The following is a 22,810-nucleotide window of genomic DNA, read 5'->3' on the forward strand; positions in this document are numbered from 1 at the left end:
GATTCGTTGATTATTTAGGTATAGCTTCCAAAGTTATATCTGCTATAACCGGGGTATTAAAGTTGTATGGAGCACCATTAAGATGCCATACTATATTTGTAGGGCCAATTTTAATTGCCTTGGAATATTTTTCCACTGTCTGGGTTTGTGTATCAGCTCCTGTCGCAAATGTTACTGTATACTCAGGTAAGTTGGTCTCTCTTTCTGGAGCACCTCCAATAAACCCTTTATAGAATCCGCCAGAGCTGCTAGTTAGCCACAGAACATTTGGGTCTGCCAAGTCGAAGGCAACGTCGTATACGCCTGTAGGATTGCCCAGGCCATGATTTATTTTGGACCATGTCGCGCCTGCGTCATCAGAATAATATACGCCCGCATTATAGCTGTCTTCATCATAATAATTATATGATTCTCGAGCAGTAAATATTAGCAGTCGATCATGGTTGTAAGGATCCACATCGATCGCAAGCGTTTTAGGGTGCTCAAATATTTTGGTCCATGTTTCGCCGTCACCAACCCATAAGCCGCCATTGGCAATTCCAGTAGTTGCGTTCCCTCCTGCAACGTAGATCTTGTCTCCAGCAACAGTTATATCGTTTACTTGTGGAATCTGCGGAAAGCTCTCCACTCGCGCAAAAGTCTCTCCGCTATCGGTTGAGCGATACAGCCCGCCTGCAGTTTTGAGAGTAATTTTGTCTGGATACACATCGCCTTCGCCTGTGCCTTCAAATGTTAGCGATACATTTGGATTGTCGGGTGTAGTAAAAAATATGCCCTTTATCTCAAAATTAGAGCTTACAAGAGTTTCTTGCCCGAGTACAGTTCCATCTTCTGCAACAATAGACATAATCGACTCACCGTCAGGGTCTGTTGTGACAAGAGTTGAAATGTAATATTCTGTATTGGGAGCAAGTGTTGGCAATGCTCTTTGAGCTGTCGCTGTAGCTGGTAAAGCTAGAGAGTAATGCCCCTTTCCGGCGTAGAACGTATAGAAAGAAGCCCCCTGGTCCAAAGTCCATTCTGATGCAGTTTCAAGTTTTGGAATAGGTATATCTTTGCCAGCTGATGATGCTGCGTAAATGGTTGTTGTATCGTTTGGAGCGAACTCGAGATCGAACACGTCGTGAGTGCCCGGAAGCCCCGCAGTATTTTTGTTCCAAGTGTATCCGCCATCAGTTGATTTGTATACGCCGCTATATTGTGTACCGTGAAGCGGAGGAACCTCGTTGACATTGGTTGCGGTAACAGAAAAATACATATTGTCGGGGTTGGTTGGGTCGATGATAAAGCCTTTTTGCACCACTTTGGTATAGATATCAGGCGTTTTGAAAATATTTGCCATAGATTTCCATGTTACCCCCGCATCGGTAGATTTGTATATGTCACCCTGGCCACCCTGGCGTAGCATCAGCGAGTACATTGTGTTTAAATCCTCAGGATGTATTGCAATCATCGAGATATTCTCAGGAGAGTCGGGGTAGTTTAGCATAGATGCTGTATCAGGATAATAATATTCTTCATCACCATTAACTTTTTGGAACAATCGATTTTCGCCACCCACCATATACATCAAATTTGGATCTCTGGTATCGGTAATAATTTGTTTTCCGGGAAGATTACTCGCGCCGGTTCCGGTCCATCCGCCAGAAGGAAGCTGAACGCTATCTAAGTTTTGCCAATACTCTCCGCCATCTGTAGATTTGTATAAAGTTCGATACAATGCAAAAACTTCACCTTTGCTATTCATATCCAAATCACGCATACCTTGCGTAGTATATAATTCGATTCCGTAATCATAATTATAATGATCTGGCTGCACATTCTTGCCCATTGGTTGGTTTAGCGATTCCCAATACTTGTTAGGATAATCCCAGGCAAGACCCGTGCGAGTAGCAATATACCAATCCTCTCCGCCGTTATCTGTAGTCCAAACGTCTCCTATTAGCGTCGACGCAGACCACTTGCCGTCTTGCGAAATATAAATCTTATCAGGATTAGTTGGGTCCACTTCGATCTGATCAAAATTGTGGAGAAAATGAGTTGGGAGATTTGGCGCAATTGCTGTCACAGAGGCATTGTTTGGTCGATACTTAGATTTATTAAAGTATTTGCTAGTAGCAGTAGGGAACCAATTTTTAACAAAATTTTCGTGGCCTATATAATCAATGCCATTAGGTTTTAGTGTATTTTGAACTAAGTCATACGTGGCGTCATGTATTTGAGTAAAGTCGACGCCTAAGTCACCGCTGATATCAATCCAGGTATTGCCCAAGTCATGGCTTTTTAAGATTCCGCCGGAGCTTGTAACCATGCCCGCTTCGGTGTCGATATCATATTTAATTTGGTTGATGACATAAAGGGTAAGCTTGCCGGTTTGGGGATCTTCATAGACCTCAAGGTCCATAACCAGATCGTGGTCGTCGCCATCTGCAAGTTCAATGGATTCGATTTTGTTCCAAGAGTTGCCGCCATCAGTGCTCTTATATAATCCGTATGTAGTCGCGGTAAACATTAGATTTGGGTCTGAAGGATATATATAAAATACACCAAACTCTGCCTTAGGATGGATGCCGGTATTTTTAAGCTCGGTCCAAGTTTGGCCCGCATCGACGGTTTTGTATAATTTGCCAGCATTAGGAGCGGGCTTAATTCCGTGTGGGCTTACATACGTGCGATAATTTTGTTTCGTGTTCCAAAAATTTCCAGTGCCTGCAAACCAGATGTTGTCGTTGTGAGGATGAACAGTAATCGTCTCGATGTTGGTAGAAAGAATAAAATCGCCAAAAGTCACACCAGCATCAGTGGTGATTTGGATGCCCGATGAGTTTGCCGCCATGCCGAAGTTTGGATTTTGACGGGAGAAGTCCATTCCGTATACCATAGTAAGAGGTCGAGATGTAGTTTGGTCGCTATCCAAAAGAGTGGTCCAGGTTTTTCCGCCATCTGCAGATCTATATGCGTTGCCCATGTCGGGAAAGCTAAACATTATATCATCGTTGGTTGGATGTATAAAAACGCCATCGGAATCTCCGGCATTTCCGGGAGCAAACTGGACCCAGTCAACGAGGTCTGTAGACGGCATATGTGCAGTATTGAGCGTTTCCGAGTAGTCGTTTAAATAGTGAAGAAGAGCTTGTGATGGGTGAGAAATGAGAGTGACGCCAGCAATTACAATAGCGGTGATTAATTTTTTGTTCATAATAAATCTCCTCTTAGATTATAATAAATACAATAAAATGATGTGATAGTAGTATATTAGAATTGCAGATGATATAGTACTAAWTTTACAAAACATTTCGATAAAGTTAAGGGAATATGGAAATGTATTTACGTATTACACAAAGAACATTGACTTGAGAGTATATCTAATATACAATAAATTAATATTATATAATAAAAAAGGAGCTGTATATATGAAAAGMAAATTTRTGACAGCATTAATGAGCTTGGGTTTAATAGCCGGGACAGGAGTAGTGATTGCGCAAGATATATTTTTTGAACAATTGATTTCMAAAAAAGTAATATCTAGTGACGAAGTATTGTGGACACAAATTGGTCCAGGAAGCCAGGGTGGAGCAGATTCCTCGATATTTCATCCGACAGATCCAGACTGGGTATATATTTCGCAGAACATGCAAAATACATATGTGTCGACCGACAACATGCAAAGCCACGATACTTGGACGCCAATAACCGACGATGATACCAATGGYAGACCGTTTAACATAGGGCAAGTGTATCAGATGGATTTTTCGAAGCAAGATGAAAACCTCGGCTTTGCAGTAAGCGCGTTTGGGCTTTGGAAAACAACCGATAAAGGGTTAAACTGGGAGCGCACCAACCTAGAAACTTTTAAAGAACCTAGCAGAACGGCATTGTCGGCAATAAGAATTGACCCGAATGATGACAATATAATATACGCCGGAGCGGGAGAATTTTGGGACAACATCGATGCGAGAACTCAAAAAAAGCCACAGAAAAATACCTCCAAACTCAAAGTAAGTGGTGCGATATTTAAATCTATCGATCAAGGAAAAAGTTGGAAATTATATAATTCAGGGCTACCAAAAGGTACAGAGATAGGCCAAATTTTTGTGGATCCCAAAGATTCTAACACGCTATATGTAGGCACCAGCCATGGCGTTTATGTCAGCAAAGATGGTGGAGTCACCTATACCGAAAAAAACAATGGCCTGGAAACTAAAATATTACGAGATCTCGATATGCATTACGATGCGTCAACGGGGCAGGTGACTTTGTTTGCGACGGAGCTTACGATGTGGGATAAAGTGCCCAGCGATAYAGCAGGTAAATTTGATATTGCATCAAGAGGGGGAGCATTTAGGAGCACCGATGGAGGAGAGAATTGGGAATCGATTACAACCGATTCGCTCTATGTTGATTTTACACAATTTGGAGATGAAAGTACTTTAACAGGAAGCTATGGGTTCTTTCACAATATGGGTAAATGGTTTGGTGAATCAAAAACAGAGTTGCAGTCAACTTTAAATTTGCCATCGGCAATCTTGCCAAACTTTCGTGAAATCGAGGTGGATCCAACAAATCCAAATCGCATCTATCTGCTATCCTGCAGTAGAAAGGAATATTCTGTGGGCCCCGAAGGCGTATGGATGACYGAAGATGGGGGTAAAAACTGGTTTATTTCGACTAGAGTAGGCAAAGGGGGAGAAACGGGAGCGGGAGCATACGGCCCGACAGAAGATGTTGAATATCTGGAGAGTTTGTATTCACCGTCAGATGTGGAATTGACTACAGCGAATGTTGAAGTAGGTGGGGAATCCAAATGGTCGCATATGTATGAGCTGAGCTATCCGCAATTGGCAGTACAATATTTGGATGTTAGCCCAGACGGAAAAACGTTGATGACGCATATTTTTAAATCGCGTGTTGCATCATTTGATTATGGCAGAACATGGAATCAGGTTGACGCGGTAGAGGTGGGGGCAGAGGATAGCGGCATCTGGGTAGGTCGTGGCAATAGTAATATTCCGGGTAAGTTTTTATTGGCAGAGCCAGAAACGGGAGATATAAGATTTGTAGTGGGTGAAACAGGAATATGGGAAGTGGTAGATGATGTGGATTATGAGTATTTGAATACTACAAACATGCCGGTAGCTAAGCTAGACCCAACAAATTCGGTGCCATGCCCAACTTCTGCGATAGCATATGACCCAACAGATCCCAATAAATTATATACATTAGTAGAAAGGCTAGGTCACGCAGGAGAGTTTATGAAGTCTGCTGATGGCGGAAAGTCGTGGAGCTCAGTAAGTGATCTGGTATACCAAATAGCGGGAGTCAGCTGCGACCCTAGCAATTCTGTAAAAGCATATACGCTGATAATCGATAAAAATGATGTAAACACGATGTACTTCGCGATGCCGATATCGGTTATAAACGATACTGGAGGTGATGGAGAAAATCCGATACCAGAATATAAGCGAGGCGTATTTAAAACGACCGATGCGGGAGTGACCTGGGAGGCAGCAAATAACGGATTACCATTCAGTCCGAATATCAATGCAGTAGCGTTCAATTCAGATAATACAGTGATCTATGCGGCGGCAATGAAACAGGGTAAAAACAGTGGAGGATTATTTAAATCTACAGATGGAGCAGAGAAGTGGGAAAAAATTTTGTTGCCAGCAGGAATTACGGCAGTAAACGATGTTACTATCGCAGAATCGGGAAGAATTGTAATCTCAACAGGTGAAGGTGGGCGATTATCAGAAATCGATGGAGTATGGATTAGCGATGATGAGGGCAAAAACTGGGAGCAGATCTTTAAGATGCCAACAGTAATAGAAACATTTTTGGATCCTGCCAATGAAAATCGAATGATAGTAAACGTAGATAAAAACTCTGCAATAGACAGTCTAAATTGCGGGCTATTTTACACTGACAATTTAGGTAAAAATTGGATAAAGATTAATCAGGGATTGGGCAATCCGGACAAAATATTAGAAGTGATGTTTGATCCGCATGAGGAAGATGTAATTTGGGCGGCGTCGCAAACCAGTGGATTTTATAAAGGAAGGATAGCCAAATAAATAAGGCATAATAAAACCCCCTACAGTATTTAGACTGGGGGGTTTTTTATATTATTTTAGTGCGAGTTCGATAATTCCTTTAGCAGTTAAATTAAAATATTCTTGCAGATCAGATCTGGTGCCCGATTTTCCAAATACATCGTTTATACCGAGGCGTTTGAGTGTCGCGTCTCCGGTCTCGGCTAATATCTCGGCAACAGCAGAGCCCAGCCCTCCAATTATACTATGGTCTTCGGCTGTAATAATCTTGCCGGTTTTCTTTGCGTATTTGCATACCAATTCTCTATCAATAGGCTTAACCGTGTGCATATCAATTACGGCAGTACTAATACCTCGCTGATCAAGTTGCTTTGCTGCCTGAAGCGCTTCGGAGACCAACTCTCCCATGGCTATGATAGTCAAGTCAGTACCATCTATTAATACGTTGCCTTTGCCGATTGTAAGTTTTATGTTTTCATTGTATATGTCAGGTGTGGCACCGCGCCCCGCTCTAATATATAACGGAGTCGGAAAGTCCATTGCCTGCTCTACAAATTGAGTGGTGCTTGCGGCATCAGCAGGAACAACAACTGTCATGTTAGGCATAGTTCTCATAAGCGATACGTCCTCTATTGCCTGATGTGACGCTCCGTCTTCACCTATCATAACGCCKCCATGAGTCGCTCCGATAACTACAGGCAGATTTGGATATGCTATTGAGTTGCGAATTTGCTCGTATGCTCTTCCAGCGGCAAATACAGCAAAAGTGCTAGCGAAAACTTTTTTGCCACATGTTGCCATTCCGGCTGCGGTAGACATCATATCGGATTCTGCGATACCCATATCAAAAAAACGTTGTGGGTGTTCATTTTTGAAGTGTATTGTAGCGGTTGCTTTTGCRAGATCTGAATCTAATACAAAAAACTCTTTTTCATGACCTAATTTGGCTAATGCTTTTCCATATGCTTCTCTAGTTGGTGTTGCCATATCCTATCTACCTCCAAGCTCTTTCATAGCGATTTCGTATTGTTCTTTATTTGGTGCTGCCCCATGGAAATTGAGATTGCCTTCCATATATGAAACGCCTTTGCCTTTTATAGTTTCGCATACAATAGCAGTTGGTTTGCCTTTATATGCTTTTGCCGACGCAATTGCTTCTTTGATCGCAGCTTCGTCGTGGCCATTTATAGTTAGGGTATTCCAGCCAAATGCACTAAATTTTGCAGAAATGTCGCCAACACTCATTACTTCTTCGGTAGGTCCATCGATTTGCAATTTGTTAGAGTCTACAAATAAAGTGAGATTATCTAGCTTATAGTGTGCGGCAGTCATCGCGGCTTCCCAAATTTGTCCCTCTTGGATTTCGCCTTCGCCACATACTACATATACTCGATAGTCTTTTTTATCATATTTGCCACACATAGCCATTCCGTTGCCTGCAGAGAGACCTTGGCCCAATGAGCCTGTGCTCATATCAACGCCGGGGACTTTGTTTTTGCAAGGATGCCCTTGTAGGTAGCTATCTACTTTTCGAAGAGTTTTTATGTCTTCTGGATCAAAGTAGCCTCTAAGAGCCAGTGCCGCGTATAAGGCTGGTGCCGCATGACCTTTTGATAAAACAAATCTGTCTCTATCTGGGTCTTTTGGATTTTTGGGATCTATATTCATTTCATCAAAAAACAATACAGACATTAGTTCTGCAATAGACAATGACCCGCCTGGGTGACCGCTCTGTGCATTATAAATTCCTTCTATTATAAGCTTTCTAATTTCGTTTGCGTTCAAGGTATTAGCCTCCTTATATTAATTTCCAAATACTGCTATGTGGTCAGCTTTAAATTTTTCGATTCCAGCATCGGTTAGGGGATGGTTGATCATCTGTTCGATAACGTTATATGGCACAGTGGCAATGTCCGCTCCCAATAATGCACAATCTGTTACATGAACAGGGTTGCGAACACTTGCGGCTATAATTTGGCTATCGATATTATGCTCCTTAAAAATAGCGGATATTTCGCTAATTAAATCTATCCCTCTACCGCTGATATCATCAATTCTACCTAAGAATGGTGAAACATAGGTTGCGCCGGCGCGTGCGGCCAATAGAGCTTGGTTTGCGCTAAAAATTAGAGTAAGATTAGTTTTGATGCCTTCGCTAGAAAGAACTTTGCAAGCTTTCAATCCTTCTGCGGTCATCGGAATCTTTACAACCATGTTTTTGTGAATATTGGCGATTTCTCGACCTTCTGCAATCATTCCTTCGGCATCAACCGTGGTTGCTTTTACTTCACCACTAATTGCTCCATCAACGATGCTTGCAATTTCAGAAATAACTTGATTAAAATCACGACCTTCTTTCGCAATAAGTGATGGATTAGTTGTTACTCCTGAAATTACACCCATGTCATTAGCTTTTTTGATATGCTCAATGTTAGCTGTATCGATAAAAAATTTCATGTGTTGCCTCCTAAAAGTGATAATAGTTACAATAATCAAAAAAATAAGCGGTTGCTCCCGCAATTTTCATTATACTGCTATTATAGAGATAATCAAGGGGGGGTTTCACTTTATTGCGACTTATTGCTACAAGAATAACGAATAAAGCGGCCTAAATTAGGGAATATTACCGTAAAATTGAGAAAAGGAGACTGATACTATGCCCGATATTATCACTCACTATATTTTTGGGTTAAATGCCACCAAGAATATAGCGAAAACAAAACTATATTCTGCTATTGCAAAAAACAGAGCCTTATTTTTTTTGGGATGCCAAGGCCCGGATCCAATGTTTTATCATGACAGATATAAAGAAGACAACTTCAGTTACGTAGCAGCAGCTATGCATAATAGCAAAACCAAAGAATTTATCGAATCCGCGATGCGCTTCGTCTGTTCTAACARAGGTAATCTGGAGGAGACGGAGCAACTGCTGGCATATATGTCGGGGTTTTTATGCCACTATATTTTAGATTCTAGTGTGCATCCCTATATATTTTATATAGGCGGAAAGTATATTCCGGGAGATCCCGATACTGATAAATATATGGGAGTACATCGCAAAATGGAGCTCGCTATAGATTATCTAATATTAAAGGAAGCGTTTGATTTGGAAGCCAATAAATTTAAGGTGCATAAGCATATACTAAAAGCAAAGCCGGTGCCTAAAGTTATTTTAGATTTGTATGAATTTAGTTTGCGCTCCACATATGATATAAAAAATGGAGGCCAAATTTTTGATATTTCATATCGATATTTTAGAAATTATTTTATATTAACGTATGATAATTTTGGGGTAAAGAAAGCCGTGGCAAAGGCGATTTCTCCAGCATTGCCAAAGGAAATAGCCGGGTTGGTAGATTCGTTTTCATACCACAAATGTTACGAYGGAAATATAGACTATCTAAATACAAGCAAAGATAGCTGGAGACATCCAATAACTGGAGAAATCTCAAATGAATCGTTTGATGATCTTATAGCAGCAGCGCATGCAAAAGTTGCAGAAATACTACGACAGCTAAATATAGCAATCTTTAAAACTGCAACTGATAATGCAGACGCGCTGGAGAGATTTTATGCGACCGTACCAAATATATCATACACAACAGGRATAGATTCAGATGATAAAAGGCCGTACAAGTATGCGAAATTTTAGGCTTCGGTAGTTGGCTGCGGATTGAGAGACCAATATATTCTGCCAGTAATTTTATCGTTGTTTGTAATGTGGACAACTATCTTCTCGTTTTTAAAGAAATGCTTGAGTGGTACAGTAATGTTGCCGCCATGTGGATCATCAAATTGTAGTAACTGTGTTGAATGCGGCTTTCGAGGTTGCGAACCAGGCCAAGGATTATCGGCATGAGCTATATATATTGAAGTATCGCCGTGTACTCCATCGATAACAATTGAAATATTTTTGTTGCCAACATAGTTTGGAACTAAAATTTGGGTTGTGTATTTGGCCATGCCAGCAGAATGAGAGAATATATCTGCAATAGAATCGGTACCAAATTTAAATGGGAAGCTGGTATTCATGTCGTTGTAGTTAACTCTTGCAATGACATCGGTATTGACAGAAGGAGCCCATACACGAAAGCCGTCTAAATCGAGCTTATCTTTGGTCACTAATGAAGGAACTTGCTTGGCCGCGACAGAGTAGAAATCGTCTACAAGCTCGGCTGTCGTAAATGCGGTAGAAACGGTGACTTTAAGCGGAGCATCCTTTGAAGTTTGCTTGGCAATAATTTGGAGTAAGCCCGCATGAAGATTGTGCGTSGAAKMTTTCACAGGAGTGTGATCAAGAGGATCGCCATTGCTAGAACCGAGAAGTACTCCGTTTTCTATTTGGTGATCTATAGCAATAGCGCAGTCTGGAACAAATAGACCATCAATATCTGTCGCATAAACTCTCAGAATGGCAACGCCCTCAAAATTGGCCTTGTTATCTGCAACGATGTGTATATTGGTTGCAGCCTTTGTGGTCTTTAGAGTAACTCGCTTAAGTTCCGAACCATCTTTGTATCCAATCGCAATGAGTTCGCCCGGCTCATATGCAATATTCCATTCGTTTTGATCGTATTTGTTAACCGCCTGTTTGCCAGCCGACGCGCCGTTGACAATGATCTCTACTTCATCTAAATTTGAGTAGGTCATCACCTTTATAGTATCGCCCTCATGCCCAATAAGATTCCAATGCGGAAAAACATGCAAGATAGGCTCATCTTTCCAAAATGCTTGCAGTAAATAGAAGTTTTCCTTTTCGAAACAACAGCTGTCGAGACCACCGCCAGCGGCAATTAGCTGCGGATAAGTTGCCTCACCTCGATATTCAATGCCGGTCCAGTAGAAGATGCCTGCAATATGATCTCGCGTATCGACCTCCTGCCAAAAATGTCTAAAGGAACCGCCAAATGTAGGAAAATGCTCGTCATACGCAGTGAGCTTGGAAGAAGTATCGTCTGGGAAGTATACGCCGCGAATCGTGCTGGCAGCTGCAGCTTCGGTGACCAAGATACATTTATCCGAATGAATTTCATGAGATTTGTCATAATAATTTATAGCGTAATTGATGCTGAGTACATCGGAGGCGTGTGATGCGTATGAGCCATAGAAGCCACCGTTTAAAGCAAGCGTAACAGGACGAGAACGATCGAAGCGTTTGATATGCATCTTGATCTCTTCTAAAATATGCTTGCCGACAACAGTGCTTTGGGTGGGCTCCTCATTTCCAGCAGACCAGGCGATTACGGAAGGATGATTACGATCGCGTTTAACCATCGATTCGATTTGTGAAAAGGCATCACGGCTAGTTTCGAACCAGCGATTTTCATCGATAACAACTAGGCCATATTTGTCGCATAAATCGAGAATGTTGATAGAAGGATTGTTGTGTGCGCAGCGGTAGGCATTGGCGCCCATCTCCTTGAGCTTCTTAATTCGATATTCTTCAACTGCAGCGGGAACGGCAACACCAAGGCTGCCATGATCTTGGTGGATACAGACTCCTTTTAATTTGAGTGGCTGATCGTTGATGAATACACCATGATTTGGAGTAAACTCGATAGTTCGGAAGCCGATGTTGGTATCGAGTTCATCTATTACAGTGCCATCTTCTACTACTGCAATAGTTAGATGATATAAAAACGGATGATCAGGGCTCCATCGCGTGGCATGTGCAAAGTCAAATGATTCTTCGTAAGAGAGAAAATCATTAGCGGGAACTGTGACGTTAAATTGTCCAAGCTCGACAGTATTTTTGCTCTCCTTAATGTAAAACTTTAACGTGACATCCCTGTCAGTTGCGGAATAATTCTCCAAAACTCCATTAGCATAAACCTTAAAATCGTTGTCCTTAATGTGCTCGCTGTGAATGTAATTATTCCACCAGTTTAATCTGAGTGAGTTGGTTTTGAGAAGCCACACGTTGCGGTAAATACCAGCGCCTTCATACCACCAGCCCTCAAAATCTGCGTTGTTGATATATACAGCAAGCGTATTGATGCCCGGAACCTTGGCAACGGCGGTAAAATCTATTTCAAAAGTATTATACATGCTAGAATTTGAGCCCATTAAATGACCGTTTATCCAAATTTGGGTATTTTTACCAACGCCTTCAAATATCAGCGACAATTTTTTGTCAGCATCTGTAGAATCGAGAGCAAACTGCCGACGATACCATGCATTGTCGCGATGAAGAGAACCGTGAGGGCCGTTATGCTCAGGAGCATATTCACCATCTATAACATAATCATGCGGCAGTACGACATCTGCCCAGTCCGAATCATAATATGATGGCGAAGCAGGTCCACGACCTCTAACCGACTTGCTCATCATATAAGTTTCTTTGTGCCCGAAGCTTGGCGGATTGGCAATATCCTCGGCAATAAATTTGTAACCGGTATTCATTAATATTTTTTCTCTCATAATCAAACTCCTCTACTTAAATTGATTTAATGCTACCCTAATGGCAGCTAATGTTGTATCTAGTTGAGCATATGTGTGTGCAGCGGAAATAAACATGGCTTCAAATTGTGATGGACCAATGAGAATTCCCTGATCGAGTAAAGATTGAAAATATATATTAAATTTTTGAGTATCGCAGGTGAGCGCCTCATCGTAATTTGTAACTTTGTGAGAAGTGAAAAATAAACATAGCAATGAGCCAACTCGGTTGACGGTAAAATTGAGATTAAGTTCGCGTAGGATTGTATTAATACCCGATTCCAAATACGCTGCCTTGGCATCGAGATCGGCATATATAGTCGCAGTGTCGCGTAAATACTTGAGCTGCGTAATTCCTGCAGCCATAGCAAGAGGATTTCCAGATAATGTGCCGGCTTGATAGACACCGCCAACTGGAGATACGACATCCATAATGGCTCGCTTGCCTGCGTACGCACCGACCGGAAGCCCGCCCCCAATTATTTTGCCAAAACATATCATATCGGGTGCAATGCCAAAATACTCGCTAGCACCGCCATAGGCCAATCGAAATCCTGTGATAACTTCATCAAAAATTAGGACCGCGCCATGGGTAGCAGTGAGATCTCGAAGCGCTTGTAAAAATTCGATGGTCGCGGAGACGACTCCCATATTGCCAGAAACGGGCTCGACTATAACGGCGGCAATCTCATGTGAGTGCGCTTCAAAAATAGCTGTGACCGCTTCAATATCATTATATGGGGCAACAATCGTGTCATGGGCAACGGCCGCGGTTATGCCTAAGCTAGTAGGAACGCCATACGTGATGGTACCGGAACCAGACTTAACGAGCAAGGAATCATTGTGACCATGGTAGCAACCTTCGAATTTTAAAATTTTGTTACGACCAGTATATCCTCTTGCGACACGCAAAGCACTCATGGTGGCCTCTGTACCAGAATTTACCATTCTGACTTCATCTACAGAGCTAGAATATGCGGAAACGATTAGCTCGGCCATTTCAACTTCGGCGGCAGTGGGAATACCAAAACTGGAGCCAAGCTTCGCTGCATTGGTGATGCTATCCAATAGAAGAGGATGGCTGTGGCCTAGAATTAGAGGACCCCAAGAGCAGATGTAATCGATATATTTGTTGCCATCTACATCTTCGATAACGCTGCCATAAGCTTTGGCGGCAAAGACAGGAGAAGTGCCCACCGATTTGAAGGCACGGACAGGACTGTTAACCCCGCCGGGAATAAGCTTCTGCGCTTTATAATATAGATGCTCCGAATTAGTATGAATCATATTTACCCTCCCTAATATTGTAGGCAACTTCTTTKGCGAAGTAAGAAATAATTAGTGTGGCACCAGCGCGCTTGATAGATAATAAAGTTTCGTAAATCGCGAGCTCATCGAGAAGCCCATGTGAAATAGCGAGCTTTAAGATCGCATATTCTCCGCTGACATTGTACGCAGCAACTGGCACAGTAACTTCCGCGCAAACCTTTGCAATAATATCGAGATACGCAAGGGCGGGCTTAACCATTACGATATCCGCGCCTTCTGTAATATCTAGTTGTACTTCTCGGAGGGCCTCGGTGGCGTTGGCGTAATCCATCTGATATGATTTGCGGTCACCAAAAGAGGGAGTCGAGTGAGCCGCCGCGCGAAAAGGTCCATAAAAGTTTGAAGCGTATTTGGCACTGTACGCCATAATAGGAATATGAGAAAAGCCGTTGAGATCGAGGATACGACGAATTGTCGCAACTCGGCCGTCCATCATATCTGAGGGGGCAACCATATCGGCTCCTGCGGTGGCATGACTGAGAGCAACTTGGGCCAAAACCTCTAGTGTAGCGTCGTTGGTGATGGTAGTATTTTCCAAAATGCCGCAATGGCCATGATCTGTGTATTGGCATAAGCAAACGTCTGTGATTATATATAAATCTGGAAATGCTTCCTTAAGCGCACGGGTGGCACGCTGAACTATGCCGTTAGGATCGAATGCAGAACTCCCGCAAGCATCTTTGGTATCGGGAATTCCGAATAGCATAACAGCGTGGATACCTAACTCTATAACCTCCGCTACTTCGATTAGCAGAGTATCAATAGAAAAATGATAAACACCTGGTAGAGAAGAAATCTCAGTTTTTATATTGCTACCTTCTGTTACAAAAATCGGAAAAACGAGATCAGTAATGTGTAAATGCGTTTCACGAACCAAAGCTCTGATGTGAGAATTTTGGCGTAAACGTCTGGGTCTGAAAATCATGTTAACCTCCTCTAAAAATAAGAATGAGCAAGAGAATAATTTACGGATTAAACATCGTTGACAATGGTATCGACTAGGTCGGCAATGGTGGCGGTGGCGGCTTGTAAATCTATGGATAGTCCATATTTTTGGAGAGCCGCGGAAGTTACGTTGCCAATGGATACTGTTTTGGCTATGATATTGGCATTACCGGATATAGCCATGAAGTTTTCGACTGCTGACGAGCACGTGAAAGTGATATAGTCTGCTGCAGCGATGCTGGGCATAGTCGTGGCTGGAACTGTGGCATACGCGCAAACCTTATCTACATGGCAACTGAGGTTTAGAAGTAGATCGCGAGAATTTGTGGCTGTTACCAGCAATAATTTATGAGCCGGAGTGACTATAGATTCGAGTACTGCCAATAGCGATTCGGAATTTGCTTTTGGCGGAATGATATCGGCATGGATTCCGTATTGTTGAAGCTTGGAAGCTGTTGCCGATCCGATAGCGGTTATTTGAGCGTGGGCTAACGAACGAGCATCGAGRCCCGAGGCAAATAACGTTTCGAAGAAAATTTCAACGCCGTTTTGACTGGTAAAAGCGATAAAGTCGTACGAGTCGATTGATTTGATTGTCGCAAGTAGATTGTCTGGATGCGGCTCTATGCTAAAGGCAGGTGCTTCGATAACATGTGCGCCGAGATCTGCTAGTGCTGTTGATAAAGAGCTAGATTGCGAGCGAGCGCGGGTTACGACAATGGTTTTGCCGAAGAGCGGCTTTTTCGTAAAGAAGTCTAGTTGATTTTGTAGAGAAACTACATCGCCRACGACGATTATTCCAGGGCTTGTTACGGCGTTGGACTTGGCAATATTTGTAAGAGTGGCGAGGGTGCCGATTACAATTTGCTGATGTGGCGTTGTAGCATTTGTTACGATGGCTGCAGGAGTTGTAGTAGCTAAGCCATGTGTTATGAGATTGTAGCAAATCGACTCGAGGTTTGCTATGCCCATGAGAAAAATTAATGTACCCCCGACAGTGGCAAGAGCGGGCCAATTGATTGTATCTGAATTGGCTTTTTGGTGCCCGGTGATGACATGAAAAGACGATGCGAAATTACGATGCGTGACAGGGATTCCAGCATAGCATAAGCCGCCAATTGCCGATGTGATGCCAGGAACCACTTCAAACGGAATGCCACGTTCGGCGAGATATTCTGCTTCTTCGGCACCTCTTCCAAATACATAGGGATCCCCACCTTTTAATCGCGTAACAACTACATCATCTTGCGCATTGGCAGCTAGGGTCTCGTTGATCTGATCTTGCGTCAATGTGTGATTAGCAGATACTTTGCCAGCATCGATAAGTTTACAGGAGGGTTTTGCCGAGGCTAGAAATGCCGGGTTTGCTAATTTATCATATACGATAACATCGGCTTTTTGGATGCACTCGAGAGCTTTGAGTGTGAGAAGTCCTGGGTCGCCTGGTCCTGCGCCAACTAGATAAACCATGCCAGCATGAGACGGTGCGTTGATCTGCGCCAAGACGGATCGAGCTGTTGCAATACCGAGAGCTTGCGCCTGTATTTCTGTAGTGACATGAGCTTCGGCAGAGTGAGTGATAAATGTAGTTGTATTTCCGAAAATTGCTTTAAGATACATGGTATCGTCGATTAGATGCGCCGTAGCTCCGACAGGAATATGGCAGCTGCCATCAATTGCGGATAGAAAAGCTCGTTCGGCGGAAACTTCTAGGGCTGTTGTAGAGTCCGAAATACTGTTGGCGCATGCTATAGCCGTAGTGTCAGTAGCACGGCATTGAATAGCTATTGCTCCTTGCGCAGCTGCTGGGACGAGAATATCTTCTGGAAATAAATAACTTATTTTATGAGCCAAGTCCAAGCGAGCGAGCCCAGCTGCAGCGATGACGATGCCATCCACATCTGAAAGTTTTTTGAGTCGAGTATCGATGTTTCCACGAATAGGAACGACGTTGAGATCTGGCCTATGGTGGAGAAGCTGTAATTTGCGTCTTAGGCTACCGGTAGCTATTGTGGCATTGCGCGGGATCGCATCGAGAGAGGAGATGGTGCCGTCACGAAGAACGAGAGCATCTTGCCTGGGTGCACGCGCCGGAGGATGGGCAATGATAAGCCCGGGAGTTATATTACTGGGGAGATCTTTGTAGCTATGAATGGCGATATCTATCTGGCCGCTGAGAAGTTGGTGCTCTATCTCGGAAACAAAAAGACCTTTGTCACCAATTTTATCGAGCGGGATCTCTGTAATGGCATCGCCTTTGGTTTGAATTATTTTAATTGAAAAAGTAGCATCGGGATTTTGCTGTTGCATTAAGGCTATGATTTGCTTTGTCTGAGCAATAGCAAGCGCGCTGCCTCTGGTACCTACTGTAAACGTATAGATCACTCCTTTATATTGTGACGTCGATTATTCCAAAGGTATCGAAAATAATTCGGATAGCAATTTGATATATTCAGCTTGCTGCACTGGATTGGTCTCCTGCTTTATTTTGAGAATCGGTTCGCGAATTAGCCGTTTTAGAGAGCTTAGTAGCATCTGATCTATGAGTTTATGCTCTTTTAGATCGAGATCGAGCTTGCGATTTAGATAGCGCATTGTATCAGAATGTATCACGTGACACATATCGTTGAGAGCTCTGAGAGTAGCATCTGCGGAAATGTGTGAAAACCATTCGGCAAGAGTCGCGATATCATCTTCGATTGTAGCGATGGCTATTTGCGAGAGCTCAGTACGGGAAGCGTTATTTCGATTGGCAATTTCTTGTAGATCATCAATATTGTATAAAGATACCCCAGGTATTTCGCCAATAATAGGCGCGATATCTCTGGGGATGGCAAGATCTAGAATATAGACCTCGCCAGTGGGTGCAGCAAAGGATTCTATAATAACATGTGGAGATGCAGTACAAGAGATAACCACATCGACTTCGGGGATTTTGGCGTATCGATCAGCAAAAGGAATAATGATAGCAGGATAATCGTCGTTTTGAATAGGCGATCGGTTTGCGATAAATACGGTACCTATTTTTTCGGCAGTGAGATATTTAAGCACAAGCTGATTCATTTCTCCGGCACCGATAAGAAGTGCGGTTTTATCTTTGAGCGATCCGAGCTTTTCCTTGAGAAATTTGACTCCGATATATGCAATGGATAAAGGCAGCTCAGAAATCTTGGTGGTTGCTTTAATATTTTTGGCTGTTGTAATTGCCTCGCGGAAACATTTGTTTAGAATTTTTTTGGATGCGCCAAGTTCTATGGCAGCGAGATGAGCCTCTTTGACTTGCCCTAAAATTTGATCTTCGCCAATAACGATAGAATCAAGACCAGCTGTAACCATAAAAAGATGAGTCAATGCGTCTAAACCTCGATGAATAAATATAGCATTGGCAGAGACGTTCTCATATAATTCTAAAACTTTGGGGATATCCGCATCGAGATTGTGAGACGCTACATATATCTCGCTCCGGTTGCATGTGGAAAGGATGACGCACTCGGCAACCCCCGCGTCGAGTAATGCAGTAGTCGCTGCAATTTTTTGAGAATTGGTAAAAGATAGCAATTCTCGTAATTCAGCCGATGCACTTTGATGGCTTACTCCTATAACTGCAACATTCATGGTTTTAGTGGAGTTCCCAGTACACTTTGCCTCTGATGCCGCAAGTTGGATCGGAGTATTTGTTAACGATGTGTACGAAAACTTTTTCGTTTTTGAAGAACTTGGTTACAGGCACAGTAATATTGCCGCCCTGTGGATCAGCAAATTTTATAATTTCTTGAGAAATACCAAGTCTAGGCTGAACATTAGGCCACACATTGCGATCGTGCTCAATGGAGATCTCGGTATCGCCAGTGACATTTTCGATAATGATGCGTACTTCTTTTTCGCCGACATAATCTGGAATGAGCAATCGGGTAGTGTATTTAGCGTAGCCATAGTCATCTGCAAAGATTTCGCTAAGATGATCGGTGCCGAATTTAAACGGAATGCTAGTGTTCATATCATCGTAATTGACTCTTGCGGCAACATCAACGTCTAGTGTAATAGGCCAAACTCTAAAATTAGGAAGGTCCATTTTATCAGTTTGAACAGGAAGCTGAGCTGTTGGAACGGTTAGGAAGTCGCATTCGAATGTTGCGGACATGTCACCGTTGGTTGCAGTAACCTTGATTGGAGTATCTTTAGAGTCCTGTCTTGCGATAATTTGCAAAAGTCCGGAATTTAAATTGTGAGTATTGGCAACAACAGAAGTTTGATCTAGTGGATCGCCATTGCTTGCGCCGAGTAATGTGCCGTTTTCGACGGTATGCGAGATAGCAATTTTACTGTTTGGTACAAAGTCACCGTTTGAATCGGTGGCAAATACGCGAAGAACTACAACACCATCGGAGTTTGGCTGATTGTCTGCAACTATATTGAGAGCTGCAGGATCTCCGGTAGTTTTGACTGTTGTACGTTTAACTTCGGCACCGTCTTTGTAGCCTATCGCAACGATTTCGCCAGGAGCAAATGGTACGCTCCATTCGTTTTGATCATATTTATTTGCAGGTTGCTTGCCAGCAGATATGCCGTTTACAATTAATTCTACTTCGTCTAAATTAGAATATGTCATAACGCGGATGGCTTCGCCTTCGTGACCAAACAGATTCCAATGCGGAAACAAATGAAGAACAGGCTCATCAAGCCAAAATGATTGCAACAAATAGAAGTTGTCTTTTTCGAAGCAGCAGCTGTCGAGACCGCCACCCATATTGGTAAGTTGTGGATATTCGGCTTCGCCACGATATTCTATACCAGGCCAGTAGAATAGTCCGGCAACATAATTGCGGGTATCGACCTCTTTCCAGAAGCGTCTAAAAGATTCGCCAAAAGAAGGAAAATGTTCATCATAGGCAGTAACATTAAGAACAGTATCTGTAGGGAAATAGACACCTCTAGGATTTCGAGTAGCTCCGGCTTCTGTTACCATAATACATTTATCTGGATGAATTTCATGCGACTTATCGTAAAATTTGATAGCATAGTTGATGCTGAGAGTATCAGAAGATTCGGATGCGTGAGAGCCATAAAAACCGCCATTTAAAGCAAGAGTAACAGGACGAGTTTTGTCTAAGCGCTTAATAAACATCTTAATTTCTTCGAGGATATGCTTGCCAACAACGGTGCTCTGAGTAGGCTCTTCGTTTCCAGCAGACCACATAATAATGCTCGGGTGATTACGATCTCGCTTAACCATCGATTCGATTTGTAAGAACGCATCGTGACTAGTTTCAAACCAACGATTTTCATCCATAACGATCATACCGTATTTATCGCAAAGTTCGAGAATGTGAATCGAAGGATTATTGTGAGCGCAGCGATACGCATTAACACCCATTTCCTTAAGTTTCTTGATGCGAAACTCTTCGACAGCTGCGGGAACAGCAACACCCAGGCTGCCATGATCTTGATGGATGCAAACGCCTTTTACTTTAATTGGTTGATTGTTGATAAACAGCCCGTGATCTGCAGTAAAACGAACAGTTCTAAAACCGGTTTTGGTAGTGAGCTCATCAATAATTTCGCCATTTTCTACAACAGTAACGATAACAGTATATAAGAAAGGATTGTCAATGGACCATCTGGTAGCATCGGCGAAGGTGAAAACTTCGGAGTATGAAGCAACATCGCAAGGTGCAACAGAAAGATCATACTGACCAAGCTCGACAGTATTGTTGTTTTCTTTTAGCGCATATTTTATAGTAACAGTTCGTGTAGCATCAGAGTAATTTTCTAGCATACCACTAACATAAATATCAAAATCATCATCTTTAAGATTGACGCTATAAATAAAATTATCCCACCAATTTAGACGAAGGGCATCGGTTTTTTGAAGCCACACATTTCGGTAGATACCAGAGCCTTCATACCACCAACCCTCAAAGTCGGAGTTATCAATATATACAGCCAGAGTATTAATTTCGCCGATATGAGCTACTGCAGTAAAATCGACTTCAAAAGTATTATACATACTGGAGTTGGTGCCCATCAGGTGGCCGTTTATCCAAATTTTGGAATTTTTACCGACACCTTCAAATATAAAAGAAAATCGCTTATTGGCGTCAGCCGAATCGAGTTTAAAATAACGTCGATACCAAGCATTGTTGCGTTTTAGAGAGCCGTGAGAGCCATTATGCTTATCGGAATAGTTGCCCTTGATAACAAAATCGTGAGGTAAAGTAACGTCTTCCCAATCGGCATCATAATAAGAAGTGCTCTCCGGGCCACGACCGCGAACAGTCTTGCTCATCATGTAAGTGTCTTGTTTAGACGAAATAGGATCTTTGGTAATATCACCTTCAAAAAATTTGTAACCAGTGTTCATCAAAATCTTTTCTCGCATTAGAAATCTCCTTTAAATAAAATTTGTGTAACTTGGAAATTATAACATTGTTGATATTAATATTATAGGCAATTGTGTAATAAGTTAGAGGAAATTTTGAAAGTAAACACGGATATTTTAGAGAAAAATGTAGAGAGGTGAAACGCAATGGCGGCAAATAAGGGTGCTGTAAATTTAGCAGAAGCGGTGAATAAGAAGTTGTTTAATTTTAACGTATTGGTGGTGGGATCTGCAGGAGCAGGAAAAACAACTGCAATTTGTCACTTGATAGATATGGTGGATGCTCCCTGTATGATATTTGAGACGAAAGCTGGAGAATATAAGCATCTGCTATCAAATAACGTGATAGTGGGAACAAGCGTAACGCCACTAAAGATTAATCCGTTTAAGTTTCCGGAGGGGATCGCAATGGCAGAGCATATAGATCGGTTGATGAAAGTATTTGAATTATGCTGGGGATTGGATGATGTTCAAAGCTTGGTGTTGGCGAAGGCGATACGCATGGCATACGCAAAGGCAGGATGTGGAAGCGGAAAAACTATGGCAACATATCCTACATTTATTGATGTATCGGAAGCACTAGGAGAGATGGTCTCTATTTTCGATTCGCGCTTAAAAATTACATTGTTAGACAGGGTATCAGCGTTGTCTGCAGGAATATTTACAAGAGTGGAAACGGACGCCGAGTTATTGTATAATAATACTGTAATCATTGACTTAAACAATATATATCCMGCGGAGATGAGAAATTTGATGATGCATATGTTAACGATGAAAACCGTAGAATATTGGATGAGCAATAAAACTCTAAAGGTAAAGCATATGACGATATTTGATCAAATTACAGAATCGGAAAGCGTGATCAAATTATTAAAGGAAGCGCAAAGATATGGATTGGCATTTATTGTGGCGGCAGCTGAGGAGGTATCGTTAAATGATATAGGAACAGTAGTAATGTTGCGAAGCGTAAATCCTGTGGTACAAGCAGAGCTGAGTAGTATGRGGGTAATTGCAGTAAATACTGAGTTGGCAAAATTGAAGACGGGAGTTGCAGTGGTTTATCAGGCAGGGACAATCAAGAGTTGTAGGATAACACCATATACAAAATCGACGGAAAATAAGGTAGCGGGGGTGGCAAGGGCAAAGATAGTAGATGTAGATAAAGGAGATATGAAAGTATTATTGAGTTTTCTATTATATAGAAGATTAAATTTAAGAGGTGCCGTAAACTTGGCAGCGTTATCGCAAAATTTGGAATTGTTGCCGTTGTCATCTGTAACAGTGTTAAAAATAAATGAATTGATAGAAGAGTATCGAGATACAGCGACATTGGCGATATGGGAGCGATATAATTTTGATGATTTGTCTAGTATAGTAACAGAATTAATGGCAGAAGTGGGAGCAGAAATTGAGTTTGAAAAGAATGAAGACGCAAATGTATTAGACGCGGCATTGAGAAAAAAAATTGTTGCGACGATAGGGCTAAACGAAACAGACTATGTAAATGCGGTAATGCATTGTATAATGAAAGAAATGTCTACAAGAGATAGCAAATACTTTTCTGTATATGCCAAATGGAGAGAGTCGTTATAGGATGGGGCTTGACAATGCAAATAGAAGTGTATATAATTCGACTGTAAAGAAGTTTAGGTTGACATAATGGAGCGAG

The 22,810-nt window shown here is 42.2% G+C and carries 13 protein-coding genes; 3 read left to right on the top strand and 10 right to left on the bottom strand.

From position 1 onward, the window contains the following. Positions 1-10: 10 nt before the first annotated feature. A complete protein-coding gene (locus tag EPU_RS04815; protein WP_010167255.1) occupies positions 11-3,199 on the bottom strand; it encodes a WD40/YVTN/BNR-like repeat-containing protein in 3,189 nt (1,062 codons plus the stop codon). Positions 3,200-3,413: 214 nt separating this feature from the next. Here EPU_RS04815 and EPU_RS04820 point away from each other — a divergent pair, with 214 nt between their 5' ends. Beyond that, positions 3,414-6,071 carry a WD40/YVTN/BNR-like repeat-containing protein gene (locus EPU_RS04820; protein ID WP_010167256.1) on the top strand — a complete coding sequence of 886 codons (2,658 nt, stop codon included), beginning with the start codon at positions 3,414-3,416 and terminating at the stop codon, positions 6,069-6,071. 51 nt (positions 6,072-6,122) lie between these two features. Here the strand turns inward: EPU_RS04820 and EPU_RS04825 are convergent, their stop codons facing one another. From EPU_RS04825 to fsa, 3 genes are read right to left on the bottom strand one after another with little or no spacing between them, the layout of a single operon-like run. Next, positions 6,123-7,037 carry a transketolase family protein gene (locus EPU_RS04825; RefSeq protein ID WP_010167257.1) on the bottom strand — a complete coding sequence of 305 codons (915 nt, stop codon included), beginning with the start codon at positions 7,035-7,037 and terminating at the stop codon, positions 6,123-6,125. Between the two features lie 3 nt (positions 7,038-7,040). After that, positions 7,041-7,835 carry a transketolase gene (locus EPU_RS04830; RefSeq protein ID WP_010167258.1) on the bottom strand — a complete coding sequence of 265 codons (795 nt, stop codon included), beginning with the start codon at positions 7,833-7,835 and terminating at the stop codon, positions 7,041-7,043. An 18-nt stretch (positions 7,836-7,853) separates the two neighbouring features. Further along, a complete protein-coding gene (gene fsa / locus EPU_RS04835) occupies positions 7,854-8,507 on the bottom strand; it encodes a fructose-6-phosphate aldolase (RefSeq protein WP_010167259.1) in 654 nt (217 codons plus the stop codon). 199 nt (positions 8,508-8,706) lie between these two features. Between fsa and EPU_RS04840 the strand changes: the two genes are divergently transcribed. Next, the gene (locus tag EPU_RS04840) at positions 8,707-9,702 is read left to right on the top strand and encodes a zinc dependent phospholipase C family protein (RefSeq protein WP_029488043.1); all 996 of its coding nucleotides are present in this window, start codon (positions 8,707-8,709) and stop codon (positions 9,700-9,702) included. On the opposite strand, the gene EPU_RS04845 is transcribed toward EPU_RS04840, so the two are convergent. The 6 genes from EPU_RS04845 to EPU_RS04870 are packed head-to-tail and all read right to left on the bottom strand — an operon-like array spanning position 9,699 to position 21,141. Next, positions 9,699-12,470, bottom strand: a complete 2,772-nt coding sequence (locus tag EPU_RS04845) for a glycoside hydrolase family 2 TIM barrel-domain containing protein (RefSeq protein WP_010167263.1) — start codon at positions 12,468-12,470, stop codon at positions 9,699-9,701. The two genes, EPU_RS04840 and EPU_RS04845, sit on opposite strands and share 4 nt — an antisense overlap. 12 nt (positions 12,471-12,482) lie before the next feature. After that, on the bottom strand, positions 12,483-13,775 hold the full coding sequence (hemL, locus tag EPU_RS04850) for a glutamate-1-semialdehyde 2,1-aminomutase (protein WP_010167265.1): 1,293 nt from the start codon (positions 13,773-13,775) through the stop codon (positions 12,483-12,485). After that, the gene (hemB, locus tag EPU_RS04855; protein WP_010167267.1) at positions 13,762-14,742 is read right to left on the bottom strand and encodes a porphobilinogen synthase; all 981 of its coding nucleotides are present in this window, start codon (positions 14,740-14,742) and stop codon (positions 13,762-13,764) included. The genes hemL and hemB overlap by 14 nt, the downstream gene beginning before the upstream one ends. A 47-nt stretch (positions 14,743-14,789) precedes the next feature. Then, complete coding sequence (cobA, locus tag EPU_RS13180; RefSeq protein WP_010167269.1) at positions 14,790-17,147, bottom strand: uroporphyrinogen-III C-methyltransferase; 2,358 nt, start codon at positions 17,145-17,147, stop codon at positions 14,790-14,792. Between the two features lie 21 nt (positions 17,148-17,168). Then, a complete protein-coding gene (hemA, locus tag EPU_RS04865) occupies positions 17,169-18,377 on the bottom strand; it encodes a glutamyl-tRNA reductase (protein WP_010167271.1) in 1,209 nt (402 codons plus the stop codon). Positions 18,378-18,381: 4 nt separating this feature from the next. After that, complete coding sequence (locus EPU_RS04870) at positions 18,382-21,141, bottom strand: glycoside hydrolase family 2 TIM barrel-domain containing protein (RefSeq protein ID WP_010167273.1); 2,760 nt, start codon at positions 21,139-21,141, stop codon at positions 18,382-18,384. Positions 21,142-21,288: 147 nt separating this feature from the next. Between EPU_RS04870 and EPU_RS04875 the strand changes: the two genes are divergently transcribed. After that, the gene (locus EPU_RS04875; RefSeq protein WP_010167275.1) at positions 21,289-22,734 is read left to right on the top strand and encodes an ATP-binding protein; all 1,446 of its coding nucleotides are present in this window, start codon (positions 21,289-21,291) and stop codon (positions 22,732-22,734) included. Positions 22,735-22,810 lie beyond the last annotated feature (76 nt).

Source organism: Candidatus Epulonipiscium viviparus, assembly GCF_000171335.1.
GTDB lineage: Bacteria > Bacillota > Clostridia > Lachnospirales > Cellulosilyticaceae > Epulonipiscioides > Epulonipiscioides viviparus.